The organism is Microvirga yunnanensis (assembly GCF_025460875.1).
Map to the genome: position 1 here is coordinate 1 of NZ_JAMXFI010000110.1, position 13,921 is coordinate 13,921.

The following is a 13,921-nucleotide window of genomic DNA, read 5'->3' on the forward strand; positions in this document are numbered from 1 at the left end:
TCCTGCTGCTCTGAGCCGCGATTGAGATCCCGCAAAACTTCAGCAATAGCTGTCAGTTGCCCGGTCCCGATACGCTCCTGAAGGTCGTTGGAGCGCCGGCTCCACACGCCGCGCTTGGCCATTGCCTTTCCGCTCAGGAGGTCGAGTGCCTGCTTCACCACAGCAGGTTCCGACAGTTTTCTCAGGCCGCTGCTCTTGGCTTTGGTCAGGGGAACCCGAAGGGTGAGGCGATCCTTATCGAAGGTGATCACAAAGAACTCAAGCTTGAACCCGGCAACCTCCTGCTCCTCAATTGCAGTGATCACACCCACACCATGGGCCGGGTACACAACCGTTTCACCGATCTTAAAGGACAGGGCATTGTTCTTCGTGGCCATCCAGACATGATCTCCGTTAGATACAAACTAGGCCTCTATGAAATAAGCCTGCGTCGTAGATGCGGATCTCGCGATTGTCGCGTCAATGCACCATAGGTTTGCAGAACTCGAAGCGTCTTACGTGGTTCCCACGGAACGGCTGCGCTCCATTCGGAGGATCCAGCAGTGTCTGGCTAGAGTACACGCCACACCTCGGCATCAGGCAGATAATCGGCTATAGGGGATTCGAGGAAATTGCGAAAGCCTCGGGAATGTCTGATGTCCCCTTCGGCAGCAAACATCCGGTCTACTTCGCCAATGTGCCATGATCGGTCGTTTGGTTACCCTATGCCGGTCCGGTCAGCGCCACATGTACACTCTACAGCCCAAGCTGATGATGGGAGCCACTACCTCACCCTCTGTAATGCAGTCCATCAACCAGCAGGGTGAAGGCTGGTGCACGGTGCCACCGGTCCAGAGTATTTGAGGTGAATTTGTAATAGGACCTACTTTGAGGGCGCAACCGGGTGCTTCTACATGATTTTTATGCAGCTCTTGGAAGTGCCGCCATCACAACCTGATCAACACCGAGGTCCCCGCCATTCTCCAATCCAAGAAGCTCTGCCAAACGATTGCGGGCACGGTTAACACGACTCTTGATCGTTCCTTCAGCACAGCCGCAAATCCTGGCGGCTTCCTCGTAAGAGTAACCTTCAGCGCCGACGAGCAGGAGCGCTTCACGTTGATCCGCTGAAAGTTTCATCAACGCCCGTTGAAAGTGCTGTAGATCGAGATGGGCTTGCTGTTCAGGAGCCGTGGAAAGACGGTTTGCATAGGAGCCGTCGGCGTCCTCAACTTCACGCACAATCTTACGATGTCGCGAGAAGAAGCTATTCCGCAGGATTGTAAACAGCCATGCGTGAAGATTGGTGCCGGCTGTATAGCGGTCCATGTTAGACCAAGCTCTCATGAGCGTGTCCTGAACCAGATCGTCCGCGCTATCCCTGTTCCCGCAGAGCGAGATAGCAAAGGCACGAAGGTTCGGAATAGCAGCGAGGAGTTCATCGCGGGTGATGGATGGCGCAGTCATCTTGGCAGCTCCGGTTTAGCTTCAGAACGAAAACCGCCAAGATTGGTTTCAGCCTACTAGCACAATTCGACTATATGATTAGTTTAGTTGACGCAGGATGTTGTCAATCTGTGGCGGAACAGGCTTGTAAAGTGCATCCTCATAATGCGAACGCAGCTTAGACCCGATGCTATTGAGAATAATGACATTCGCGACAGGTACAGATAGGACGCGAATGTTCGGCAGGCGCGCTTCTGACATGCCATCTCTCCATTGATTAACTTAGTGATAGGTTGCGAGTACTACGCACGAGGAAGTCAGTGAGTTCCGGCGTGCCCACGACTCAGGACCTCGCCCATATGGTGCGTGTCACTGGCCTTCTCAGCCTCGATCAGCACCTCAAGGGCCCTCCAGGGCTTGGGCATAAAGCGTACATCTCTCAATGCCGTGTTGCTGACCTCTTCAAGAGGAGCACCGGAGGTGAGGACAGTCCTGATCCAAGGCCACTTCAAGCTGACGGTTCGTGCCAGGTCCACACCGCTCATCAGGCATGGGAGCCTCACATCAGAAAACAGGAAGGCGACCTCATCCGCGTGGTGATGCAAGTATTGCAAAGCCTCTTCACCGCTGGATGCCTCAACAATCTCAAGATCAGTTTCCTCTAGCAGCGCGACGGCTAGAAATCGAAGCTCCGCATCATCCTCAACGACCAAAGCTTTGCGGTTGACGTCAATTCGTTGTCCCATCCTCTTGGCGTTCCTCAGCTTGTGATTGGGATTGATTATCCTGCCCGTATGAACGGACAAGATCATAAATTTGCTCAGGCACCGGGAGGCTGAGCAGACCGTTGTATGTCTCACGGACGTAGCGATCGACAGCTGGCGCGAGAGCGGCAAGGCGATGGGTTGGTGACAGCTCACCAGGATAAAGGATCATAAGGGGAGATGCCCGGGCTGAGCCTTTGCGGCCTGTTACATTAACGTGGGTTATTAACTTGGGTTAATGATCATCTAACCATGGGCGAAGCCATAGGTTTCAGCGTAGCTGCAAAACGGCTCTTAAACTTAGGGCTAAGGGGCCCGGCACGGACGATGAACCGGTCCTCGTCGGGCAGGTACTCCATGGCCTTGCAATACCGGGTGTGGAGCCCCTGCGCGCAGAGCCGGGTGGCCTCCTGGAGCAGGTCCACGAAATCCGGCGTCCGCAACGCGAGGACGCCGAAGCCTGCCAATAGCTCCTGCTGGTGCAGGCGGTAGGCCAGTTCGTCGGCCGAGGTTCCGCCCTGCTCGGGGGAACGTCCCGGTGCGGCCTCCCGCGGCTCGTGGTTCATCGTGTCATCGGCACGCAATCGCAAGCTGTTGTAACGCTCGAGGACGTTCCGAGTCCCATTGACGGCGATCCGTCCCAGGTGGCCGGCGCCTGTCCTGCGTTCGGGGGATCTCAGGCTCCGCGCCCGAGCGCCTGCCCGATCGCCTGTTCCAGCGCCTCCGTGTTGAACGGCTTTTGCAGCGTCGGACGGGCGGCATAGCCCTCCTTGAGCCCGCCGCTGCCGTAACCCGTCGCGAAGATGAACGGGATGCCCCGCTCCGCGAGCACGTCGGCCGCCGGATAGGTCAGGGCGCCGCCCAGGTTGAGGTCGAGGATCGCCAGGTCGACGGCCTCGGTCCCGGCAGCGGCAACCGCGTCCTCAAGGCGGGTGGCGACCTTGACCAGCTCATGGCCGAGGTCCTCGAGCATGTCCTCGACCAGCAGCGCGATCATGGCTTCGTCCTCGACGAGGAGAAAGCGGCGGCTGGCTGTGTCCTGAGGCATCGTCATCCTTTCTTGGCTTGGCATTGCTGTCGTTCCCGCCGGCGCAGGATGACCCGATGAGGGCCGTTCCTTCCGTCGCCGCTGACCCCGTCCCGCGTCGAGTCCCAAATCACGATCTAGTCCCAGCCCGCAGTCGCAGAGAGCATGAGGAGTTGTGGGGCAGTTAGGCGGCTGCTCGATTCTGATCCCTGTTATTGTCGTTTATCATACTCGGGTACCAGTGCTCGAATGCGGCACGCAGTGAGCCATCCAAGGTCCTGGTCCGCGTCTGCAGGAGCAGATGAGCTCCGCGTCGACTCCACTGCATCTGCTGCTTCTTGGCAAAGCGCTTGCTGATAACTGCGTTCACCGTTGCCTCAACGAAAGCCGAGGAGATCCGCTCACCAGACCGGTAGCGCTCGCCATAGTTGATCAGGCTCGCCTCGTTGCTGGTGATATAGACCTGGAACTCCCGCATGGCCACCCTGAACTTGCGCAGGTTGGGATAGCGAGTGTTCAGAGCTTCGAGATCAAGGAGCAGATCATCGATGGTCTCGCTGGCTCGATAGGTGTTGCCGTGCCATAGGAACCACTTGATTCGGCGCAGCTCATCCAGAGCCGCCATCCCGCCTTCCTTGTCATGGTGCACCAGTCCCTGGGCGAACTGCCGCAAGACCGTGATCCGCATCGTGATGTGGAACCAATCGAGCACGTGCTCGCTGCACGGGCTGATCCGCTCGGCCAGTGACCGCACCTCGTCACCACCGTCTGTGATAAAGGTCAGATCCTGATTGGCCAAGAAACCCTGTCGGCGGAGATGGTTAATGATGCGGCGCTGCGGCTTGCGATCGTAGCCGTGGACGAAACCGATATACCGAGCCTCTCCTTCTTCGGGCATGGACCGGCCGACGATCAGCTCGAAGTTCCGCTTTCTGTCGCGCCAGTCGTGGATGTAGCCGCCATCCAGGCCGATGACCATTCGTCCATCAGGGGTCGGCAGATCCTCCCAATCGCGAGGGTCCGTTCCCTCCATAAACGAGACCCGCTGCTCAGTGAGGTCACCCTCCATCCGCTCGGCGGCGCGCAGCACATGCTGACGTACCGTCGTTGCGTTGACGCCGCTCCCGACAGGAAGCACGTCGGCCAGGAGATCGGCTGCTGCTGCATAGGGCACAAGCGAGGCCCAACGAGTCTCGAGGTACAGGCGCTCTGGCGCAACATGATCGGGAAGCAGCTCCGTCAGTGGCGAGATCGTTGCCGGACCGTTGGTCTGCCGCTCTTTGGGCACGTAGAAGCGTGGGCTCTTGAGCCGGACATCGCCAAACAGGGTCCGGAAGGTAACTGGGTAGCTGCCCTTGCACCGCAGCTTGCGCCCACTGATCGCGCAGTGACGGTGTCTCTCGAGCCAGCCATTGACCTGAGCCTCGACAATCCGCTGCTGAGCGGCCGCCAGCAGGGTCTTGCTCTCGGCTAAGGACAGGCCCAGATCCTCAGCCCGCTCGGTGATCTTGGTCAGAGCTGCGACCTCCTCCGCGTCGCCTACGGATCCGTCGTCTCCGATGATTTGAAGCATGATCCTGACCTGCATGGGACGTTCCGTGCGCTCTTGGGAAAGCCGGGCGCCCTTGCTGGCCATTGGAGCGCACGGCTTCACCACTGTTGATGCATGAGGTCGAGATACTCGGTCTTGCTTAGCCGCTCGTTCACGTCCTTGCGCGAGAACGGCTTGCCCGGCCATCGTTGACGCACCTCAAGGCGTTCCAGAGCCTCCCGGACCTGATCGACCTCCTCGGCGTCGATCAAGGCGCCTTCGCTCCGCTTCAAAGCGAGCTGATCCACGAAATCGGCGAGGACGGCGAAGTCATCACTGGTCTCCGGAGCGGTCCAGGCCTCGCGCTGGGCCAGAAAGCCGGGCACTCCGCCGCAGTCCTCCGGCGGACAGAATCCATCCCCGTCCAGGCAAATGGGATAGATCCTCTGAGGGTCAGCCTCATGCCGGCTCTCGAGGCGCACGTCGTGCTCCCATGGACCATTAAGGTCGTACTCGTAACGGAAGCGGGCACCTGAGCGGAGGCGCAGCTCTGAAAGCGAAATATCCGGTGACCTTGCCGCCAACTCCCGAGAGCCGAACCGCCGGGCCCGGAGCATGAACTGGAACAGGTGGATGCCGTCCCAGCCCATGGCCACCTGAATTACACTGTGCAACTCTCGCAGGGTCATGCTGGCGGGCACTTGAACCCGTCGCCAGATCATAGGGCTGATGCCCAGCAGCCAGACCTTGAACTGCAGGATTTCTGGATCTGGGGAAGGATCTGGCAGCCCGGGTTTGGATGGGGTGCGTTTGGGCAAATGAGGGTGTCTCGCAGCTTTGCTTCATCTGACTCGAAACGTTGTGCAGCCAACCCGTTACCAATCTGCCCCACACTTCCTCATGCTCCCTCAGTGCGATCCATCGATGGAAGCGGTACCCAGTCTTGCCATGTGTGCGCCTCGTCAGGGACACAGGATTCTCCATCGCTATTCCTGGCATATTGGTTTTTACGAAGCCAGGGATGTCGGTTTCTGGGAGCGCAAGTATGCATCCCGGTTTTTCTTGAAGGTTGCGGCCTTCTCCAGATCCTTCAGGACCTTCTTCTGCGCTGGCACCTGTCGCTGGGCGTATCGGGCACACAGTCGAGGCAACGAGAACGGGACCGCAATCTCGCTCCGGTTCTTGCCGATCGCATCCTGAATGAGCTCAACCTGCTCTCCTGGCACCGGCATCCCACCTTCCTCCCCGAGGAGCAGCAAGAGGTTCATCACGGCAGATGGCATTGCCCTGACGAGTTCCTTCCCCGGCTTCGCGGCGGCGATCTCGAGATACTCAGTTCTTGCAAGGGTAATCGTCAGCGATTGGTCCTTGCTTACAGGACCATCGGCGAGGTCGGTAAGATACTCCCGGAAACTCTGCTCCCGTGCCCGGGCGGCATCGTCATGGCGGCCGAATCCTGCCTTTTGCCGGATCCACTGCTCACTGGGTCCTTTTGGGCCGACCGCCACGATGGAGGACTTGATCAGACCCTCGGCCAGGCTCGGGCGGAGTTGCTCCTCCTTCTCTGGGTTATCGATGATGAAGAATCGAACGTTCGTGTTCGCCACGATGGCCTTGATTTCGGGCAGTACGCTGGGGTCGAAGGTCGTGACGGAAAAAGCCGTCGGCTTTCCTCCAAACGCATATGGGTAGAGATCGGCGAACCGCTGGCGGAGCCTGCAATAGGCAGCGAGGAGATCACGCCTCTGTGGGGTGAGCTGGTTAGGCCGATCCAGAACAACCGAGCGGAGGTCGGCCCGCAGGCTGTGGGCTCCGGTTGCACGCTCTACCAGACGGACGGCGGCGACGTTGAGCAACCGGGCAAGCAGCCCTGCCTTGTCCTTCAGGAGATCGATGGCGGCCGACATCTGGGTCGCGTTCGCTGGAGCCGCGAACCCAGTGAGCCACGGGAGGGCGAGAGGCCGCGCCTGCTGAAGGCTTGTGAGGAACTTGCGCTGCTTATCGGTAGGGCTGACACTCTCGTAGTCGCCATCGTGCCGGATGCCGACGAAGGCCACGTATTTGCGGGCAATGTCCTGGGTCTTGCAGAGGAAGGCCTGCTGCGCCCCTGTCCGTTCGTCGTGGGTGGCGACGAGCCAGCGCGGTAGATCCAGGGCGGCTTCCTCGTCGAAGAGACCAAACTCTTTGAGATCGCAGAACAGCGCCAAGCGGCTGGAGAACTTCTTGGTCTCCGAGTCATAGCGGCGCATGCCGGTCGCCATCAGACCAGCTGCGAAAGGTTTCGGAACCGGGAGGGTGTCCTCGTCACCAGTCTCCATCGTCGGATCAAGCGGGTCATCGTACTGCTCGCTGTCCCCCTCGCCCATCCGAAGGCGGATCTGGCGTTGGCGCTCCTCAATCTGTTCGCGGAGGCTGGGATCCTTGTCGAACCATGCCTCAAACTGCTCCCGGATCGGGGCAGCCAGCCCGCGGACCTGGCGGCGGCAGCGCTCCGGGTCGTTCCGGCGCATGGCGTCGATGTCGCTAAAAATCCGTAGGATGGAATTGCCGACATCAACGAAGACCTGGTGCGTCTTGCCCGATGCCTTGTGAGCCCGTTCCCCTCGCCCACTGATCTGCTTCACCCGGCCGATGGAGCGCTCCTGGCATGCCAGAATATTGAGATCAGTCTGCGGAACGTCAGTACCGACGCCCAGGGCATTCACGTTGACCAGAATATCGAAGCCGCCGGCACGGGCCGCATCGAGAAGTTCGTCGCGTTTGATCTTACGGCCAACCGGCTCGCCGTCCTTCAGCCCCTCCTCGGCGCCGTTGCGCCAGACGCGTATTTCGCCGGCCACGACAAAGGCCACGCGGGGCTTCTCCCCTTCCCGGCTATGACCGGGCGGAAGGCTTTCTTGAGCGAGATAACCGGAGAGCCCCTTGGCGAACTCGACGCTGTCACAGTGGATCATCGCCAGGGTCGCGACCGCCGCACGCTTGGCCCAGATCCGGGTGACGGCCGCAACGATGAGCGCGGCGATCGCCTTGTCGCCCTCGCTCGCTCCCTCCTTGAAGAAGCGGGAGAACGCCTGCTGGGAGGCCTGGTCGACGGACTTGTTCTCGGCCAAGAGCGCGAGGAAGGCACTTTCGATAAGCCGGACGGCGTCAGTGCCGAGATGAGCCTCGAATTCACCGGTGGCAATGTCGAACCTGGTGGGAACCGTGCGGCCAGTCGCCAGGACCTCGTCATAGGTGGCAACGTCGATCAGGTCGTGCTCGATGCTGGCGCCGAAAGCGTCCAGCGGGTCTTTGCCATCGGTCCGGAACGGTGTGGCGGTCAGAACAATGCCGGAGCCGCCGGCATGGGCAACACGAGAGAGGACCTTTGCGAGCTCGTCCGCCGCAGCCTTATGGCCCTCGTCAATAAGAACTACCCCTCCCCTTTTGCCGAACCGGTCGAGGGAGCGCAGGAAGTCCTCGTCATCGAGCTTGTTGACGAGGGACATGTTCGTGGCGGGGATTACGTCCGCGTCAAGCGAATTCCGAACCATCGGCCCATCGCCGATCATCTCATTCTTGGCGACGTAGAACGCAGTCTGGACGCATTTGACAGCCGGAACGCTCTGGAACTGGGCGTAGTTCTGGCGCAGCAGGGAAACATCGGGGTGGAGAACAAGGATCGGCTTGCCTAAGTCGATCGCGTCCTCGGCGGCTCCTGCGGCTAGAAGGCTCTTGCCGCTGCCAGTGGGTGCAAGCACCGCACCCGAGCGTCCGCGCCGGATTGCCTCTCGGACAGATGCGGCGATCCTGGCCTGATAGGGCTCAGCCTGCTTGTCACCGATCCGTCGGCTGAGTTCCGAAACGGAGGTACGAGGCAAGGTGTCCGCAGGATTGGAGTTTGGCCGCATCGGTCAAGGATCTGAAAAATCGATGGAAAACGAGTGAAGGAGCGGACCGAAAATGCGTTATGATTCGCAAATCAAAACGCGGCCTGCCGATTGCAGTGATTATACCCTGAAGGGTTGCGTGGGGCAGCGCTTATTGTCACGTTGGGCGCAGACAAATGCTCCTGGATGAAACGAACGCCTGGATGCCAAGACGGAGGGTTCCACCCGTGTGCAATCTCTATAGCTCGTACGCCACACAGGCCGCGATCCGGCAGGCCTTCGATGTAACCCGCGATAGCGCAGGCAACCTCCCTCCCCTACCAGCGATCTTTCCAGACCAGATGGCGCCGGTCATCAGAAATCATGAGGGTGAGCGCGAGCTGATCCAGATGCGTTGGGGCTTCCCCCCTCCTCCAAAGGTCGGCAACCATCCGGTGACGAACGTGCGCAATGTCGGCTCACCGTTCTGGCGTGCCTGGCTGAAGCCGCAGTACCGAGCTCTAATTCCCCTGACATCCTTCTCAGAATACAAGGATACTCGCCCACGAAAGACACCCGTTTGGCTTGCCCTGAATGAAGAGCGCCCCCTTGCCGCGTTTGCTGGCATTTGGCGACCATGGACCGGCGTCCGTGGAACGAAGGCTGATCCTGTTGAAGGTGAACACCTGCTCTATTCATTTCTGACGTCTGAGCCGAATGGCGTGGTGGGTCCGATCCATCCGAAAGCGATGCCGGTGATCCTAACCACGCCGGACGAATATGACGTCTGGCTCAATGCTCCAACTGAAGAGGCACTGAAACTTCAAAGGCCCCTGCCTGACGATATGCTGATGATTGTTGCTGAAGGCGAAAGATCTGACAAAACCAATGCAGTGACTTGATCCCTTGTAGTCAACGAAGGGCTACCCCGGCATTTTTCAGGTATCGCTTCTGCGACGTTCTGAAGTTAGAAACCTTGCTGCGCTCGTTGAGACCTTGTCCCTACCATGCGCTATGCATGGCCACGATGGCTCACCCAAGAGAGTGTAAGAACCTTAGCTCCTCCTTGGGCCTGAAGCTGCGGTAAATATCTTTAAACCCCTTATCGGTATAGCTTCGATCGCTATTGAACCATTTCCTGGTATAGCAACAAACTTAACGGCCGCTGACAACAGCGGCCGTTCTTCCCTTGCAATAGCATTCATGCAGGCGACCCAAGTCTAAAAACTCGTCTAGCTCGATACCCGGCAGGGTTGATTCTTGTTCCTTCCGGTTAGTTGTCGCCGAGGTCGGCGTGACGGAGGGAGCCATGTCGAGACATCCGGAATGTGTAATTCTTACAGCTCTATTGGTTTCAGCGGTTTAGAACGCACAGGTTTCAACCACCTACCTTTGTATCGCCTTTGTCCAGCCGTAATGTCACGGACAGAACAATAGGCCATCGAATGCTGTAGGTGCCACATGCGTTTGGATGAGCCTTTTCCCCTGGAAGCCGTTTCATCGCGGTTGCGGAATGCAATCCTGAGGGAATTTCACGGGCGCTGTCCGAGTATCCGGGAGATGACCCAAATTCCGGATCGGCAGTGGCGATCAACCCCAGGTGTCGGCCCAAGATCGATTGAGATCATCCATGACCTCACTGACGCGGTGCGACAGCAGACGATCAGCCCATCAGACGCTCAAGGGATGGATGCCGAACTCTTGGAGCGTCTTGAATGGCTCCGGAAAGAGGTCCGGTGGCTCCAGCATGTTCTGAAGACGAAACTCCTCACGGGGTGATCCCGCACAAGCTGGGGGGGAAGTCTCCAGGGAGTGTCATTCCATCCAGGGCCGTTGGCATTCAGAGAGATCAGGCTGCCGCTCTTGGGATGCTTGAGTTCTTGGCATCGCTCTTGTCAATCCAAACGAGATGGCTTGCGGTCGCTCATTGTAGCTACGTTGGGACGGTATCAGAAGCTGCCGTTGCGCAATGGATATCAAACTACCCTTTGTAGCGTGCAGCGGGCGGCCTTACCCCTGCGTTGGGCTCGAACCAAGGAAAGGGGTGCGGAGCACACAGAGCCTCCGACAGCCTCATCGTTGGAACAAACCTCCTGGATCCAGTATGCAGCAGTATTCAGGGGACGAGGATTTCGGTTGCATTGCTCCTGCTCTCCAGTAGCTTGGATGGCCGCCGCGATGACTCAACGCATGATCCAGGAGGGGACATGGGTGAATGGGCAACCGTCTATGAAGATGAGGTTGAAGGGCGTCTGGTTGCAGTGAAACTCTACCAGAGCGACCAAGTCGCGGATGAAGATGAGGGCTTGGCCATAAGGGTCATGACCAGTTCCGCGGAGGAGTACCCGAGTGTGCTGAAGGAGGAATGGAGTGGCGATACACTCGTGATTGAGGAAGAAGCACGACGTCCCATTACATTGGAACCCTACAGCCTTGATGATCTTGAAGGGGAGTTGATGGAGGTCGGGTTCAGTCCGGAGGCGGCAGCCCTGATTGCCAGTGAGATTCCTGTATGAGCTGCTAGAGACAGGAGTAAACGAAGGGTCAACGCTTCCCATCAGTTCCATGCTTCATCATGTTGAGCGCAAACTGCTCAGGGTAACGACTCATTGATGTTGAGCTTCGCCCGAGATCGTCCCCAACTCTATCGCTGGCATATCCATTAATGTCAGCTCCCCCTCATCCACGGCGTATTCCCAAAGTCACCAAACCCAACAACCGTTTCAACGCGTGAGGCAAAGTCTCTACCAGTCAAGCTGATCATCCGTTCAGCCTCCTATGCCAATCGTGAGCTTGGAGATGAAATCACATTCCGAAAGAGCTGTGAGAGAATAGCATGTCAGACGAAGCCGAAACATTGCGCCACGAGCTGGATGAGGCATTTCGGAGCCGAGGTCATCTGTATCGCGTTCTGCTCGATGAGCTTGAAGCTGAAATTGGGCTTGACCGAGCCACTGCCGTGATGAGCCGAGCACTAGAGCGCCGTGGCAAAGAGGTCGCAAAAGGGCTGTTTCAGGATACACCACCGGATCCTTTAGCTGTTGGAGATCGCTTTCTCTCCGTCAGTCCCGACAAGGGACGCCTTTATCCGCATGAGGTCGAAACAAAGGGCGATACGATGGAAGTTCGTGTGCATCGCTGCCCTTTGAAGGATAGTTGGTCAGCATCGGGGCTCTCCCCAGAGCGCATTGCACTTCTGTGCAAAATTGCTGGGTTCTTCGACAAAGGCCTGTTTGAAGCGGCAGGTGTCGCTTTCTCGAACCAGACCTGGAGCCAGGGGCGCGGTGGCGGATGCTGCTGGATCAAGCTGGAGCAGTGTCAGAGAGCAGCCATCTGAGCATTAAGGGACATAGAAATGAACCAGATCACACCAACGCTCGACCATGTGGTAATTAACGTGCTCGATCAGCTTGATGCCGCGGCTGATTTGTACCGCCGCCTCGGTTTTCAGCTCACTGAGCGGGGGCATCACACATTGGGGTCGAGCAACCATCTGGCAATCTTCGGCGAGAATTACCTCGAACTGCTCGGGTATGAACCTGGACGGCAAACGGAGCGGGCGGATCTGTGGAAGCATCCATTGGGCCTGACAGGGCTGGTGTTCAAGACAACAGAGTCTTTGGCTCTTCATACTGCTCTTGCTGACAAAGGAGTACCTGTCGAAAATCCGGCCGAGTTCTCGCGCCCTGTCTCCCTTCCGGACGGCACCCGGGATGCAGCATTTCGGGTTGTGAGATTAGGATCACAGCTGATCCCGAACGGCCGTGTATTCTTCTGCCATCACTTTACGCCGGAACTCGTCTGGCGTGACGAATGGCGTCATCATCCCAACGGCGTCACTGATATCATTGAGTTCACAATTGCCGCTGACAATCCATCGAAGACAGCCGATCTCTATCGGATGATCTTTGGGTCTGAAGCAGTAACCGAGGTCTCCGGCGGTCATGCATTGCAGGCGGGCCGGGCGACAATTCAGTTTCTCAGCCCTGCTGAAGTGGACAGGCGCTTTGCCGGCGGGGCAGCGACCACCACAAGTCAGGGTGATCGTATGGTAGCGTTGACCCTCAGAACACGCTCACGCGAGCTGGTTCTCGAGAATCTCAGGTCCGGGCGGATTGCTGGAGCTCATGTAGCGTCGGATCGCATTGTCGTACCTGCCAACGAGGCCGGCGGCGTGGCTCTTGCATTTGTCGAGTGAGGCACCGGTTCAGCGCACGAAAAATGGTGTCCCCTCGAGTTCAGGCTCGTCGAACTCCTCCAGAGATCGGCGGATCACCTGCAGGTCCTCACGAAACAGGCTTGCAACGACTGCTGTTGCAAGCCGCTCTGCGGCAACATTGACACCTGGAATATCACTGGCGATTGCCCCGTGACTGAGGGCCGCGCCGTGATTGACGAGATGAATGCGTGTCAGGTCAGGATCCTGGCCAGGGTGCCGCTCGGTCAATTCGAATCCGGAGCCCAGGTAGGGAAAATCACCGAGATCCGAGCGTTGAAGCTCGTCAGGTGGCGCATAGCGGTCTCTCCAACGAGCGACCGAGGACGACCAGGCGCCCAGTTCTGGGATTGCTCCAGCGTCCACGTTGAAGCCGGTGCCCACAATCAGGAAATCATGCTCTTGAGGAGCTTCCTCTCCGCGGATACGCACAAGGACCTTCTCACCCTGCCGGGTTGCAGCTTCAGCCGGTCTGCCGAGGTGGATGTTAAACCCTTCCTGCTGCATGGCACGCCGTACGGTCTCATGCGGTGGAGGTGCTTGGGCATCGTTGAGATACACGAACAAGGACCAGCGGTCGGCGTCATCAAGAGCGCTCCAGCCATAGAAGTATCCTGGCGATGCAGAGCCGCGTCCTTTGTTGATCTGCGGCAGGATGGAGCGACGCACATACATGTCCACCCGCGCGGCCCCTTGCTCCAAAGCCGTGGCGGCATTGTCCCAGGCCGAGGCACCGCCCCCAAGGATTCCGATGCTTTTCCCGCGGAGATACTCGAAGTCGATTGCCTCATTTGTGTGCGCGGCGCGGTCCGGCCAGAGCGCGGGATCTACGATGTCCGGCAGGCGATCACCGCCTGCGCCCCCCCTTCCTGTCGCAAGGACGGCCCGTCTCGCTAACAACGTCTCCTGCCCCTGTGATGTCCTGATCCTGACCTTCAGCCCTCCGGCGGAGGGTGCGATTTCGCGAACGATGGTCTCGTGCTCAACAGGTAGGTTCAGCACGCGTTGCAGCCAGCTCAAATAGCGCGCCCAGACGGCGTTTGGAATTTTGTAGAGGGCTTCCCAGGCATCGTAGCCAAAGCCGGCTTCGTACCAGGCGCGGAACGTTAA

14 protein-coding genes are annotated in these 13,921 nt (G+C 58.6%); 4 read left to right on the plus strand and 10 right to left on the minus strand.

Annotated features, from left to right (window positions below):
* The 9 genes from NF876_RS33730 to NF876_RS33770 all read right to left on the minus strand — a co-directional run.
* The coding region (locus NF876_RS33730; protein ID WP_262272516.1) for a CarD family transcriptional regulator at positions 1 to 377 on the minus strand (377 nt) is incomplete at its 3' end.
* Positions 378 to 900: 523 nt separating this feature from the next.
* Positions 901 to 1,446 carry a sigma-70 family RNA polymerase sigma factor gene (locus tag NF876_RS33735; RefSeq protein ID WP_210807118.1) on the minus strand — a complete coding sequence of 182 codons (546 nt, stop codon included), beginning with the start codon at positions 1,444 to 1,446 and terminating at the stop codon, positions 901 to 903.
* Positions 1,447 to 1,524: 78 nt separating this feature from the next.
* A complete protein-coding gene (locus tag NF876_RS33740; RefSeq protein ID WP_262272517.1) occupies positions 1,525 to 1,686 on the minus strand; it encodes a hypothetical protein in 162 nt (53 codons plus the stop codon).
* A gap of 56 nt (positions 1,687 to 1,742) precedes the next feature.
* The gene (locus NF876_RS33745) at positions 1,743 to 2,237 is read right to left on the minus strand and encodes a response regulator (RefSeq protein WP_315974908.1); all 495 of its coding nucleotides are present in this window, start codon (positions 2,235 to 2,237) and stop codon (positions 1,743 to 1,745) included.
* Between the two features lie 194 nt (positions 2,238 to 2,431).
* Entirely contained in the window at positions 2,432 to 2,755 is a 324-nt protein-coding gene (locus NF876_RS33750) for a hypothetical protein (protein ID WP_210807120.1), read from the minus strand.
* Positions 2,756 to 2,865: 110 nt separating this feature from the next.
* Positions 2,866 to 3,237: a response regulator gene (locus NF876_RS33755; RefSeq protein WP_247654307.1), complete on the minus strand. Its 372-nt coding sequence runs from the start codon at positions 3,235 to 3,237 to the stop codon at positions 2,866 to 2,868.
* 163 nt (positions 3,238 to 3,400) lie between these two features.
* A complete protein-coding gene (locus tag NF876_RS33760) occupies positions 3,401 to 4,804 on the minus strand; it encodes an ISKra4 family transposase (RefSeq protein ID WP_210807166.1) in 1,404 nt (467 codons plus the stop codon).
* 62 nt (positions 4,805 to 4,866) lie between these two features.
* Positions 4,867 to 5,565, minus strand: coding sequence for a plasmid pRiA4b ORF-3 family protein (locus NF876_RS33765; protein ID WP_256439481.1), 699 nt, complete (start codon positions 5,563 to 5,565; stop codon positions 4,867 to 4,869).
* A 189-nt stretch (positions 5,566 to 5,754) separates the two neighbouring features.
* Entirely contained in the window at positions 5,755 to 8,637 is a 2,883-nt protein-coding gene (locus tag NF876_RS33770; protein WP_247654308.1) for a DEAD/DEAH box helicase, read from the minus strand.
* 206 nt (positions 8,638 to 8,843) lie between these two features.
* Between NF876_RS33770 and NF876_RS33775 the strand changes: the two genes are divergently transcribed.
* The 4 genes from NF876_RS33775 to NF876_RS33790 all read left to right on the plus strand — a co-directional run bounded on the left by NF876_RS33775 (position 8,844) and on the right by NF876_RS33790 (position 12,793).
* The gene (locus NF876_RS33775; protein WP_210807128.1) at positions 8,844 to 9,497 is read left to right on the plus strand and encodes an SOS response-associated peptidase; all 654 of its coding nucleotides are present in this window, start codon (positions 8,844 to 8,846) and stop codon (positions 9,495 to 9,497) included.
* A gap of 1,305 nt (positions 9,498 to 10,802) precedes the next feature.
* Positions 10,803 to 11,111 (plus strand): hypothetical protein, encoded by a 309-nt coding sequence (locus tag NF876_RS33780; protein ID WP_210807130.1) that lies wholly within the window; start codon positions 10,803 to 10,805, stop codon positions 11,109 to 11,111.
* A gap of 320 nt (positions 11,112 to 11,431) precedes the next feature.
* Complete coding sequence (locus NF876_RS33785) at positions 11,432 to 11,932, plus strand: L-2-amino-thiazoline-4-carboxylic acid hydrolase (protein ID WP_210807132.1); 501 nt, start codon at positions 11,432 to 11,434, stop codon at positions 11,930 to 11,932.
* Positions 11,933 to 11,950: 18 nt separating this feature from the next.
* Positions 11,951 to 12,793: a VOC family protein gene (locus NF876_RS33790; RefSeq protein ID WP_210807134.1), complete on the plus strand. Its 843-nt coding sequence runs from the start codon at positions 11,951 to 11,953 to the stop codon at positions 12,791 to 12,793.
* A gap of 9 nt (positions 12,794 to 12,802) precedes the next feature.
* Here NF876_RS33790 and NF876_RS33795 read toward each other — a convergent pair.
* The coding region (locus tag NF876_RS33795) for a SidA/IucD/PvdA family monooxygenase (RefSeq protein ID WP_262272518.1) at positions 12,803 to 13,921 on the minus strand (1,119 nt) is incomplete at its 5' end.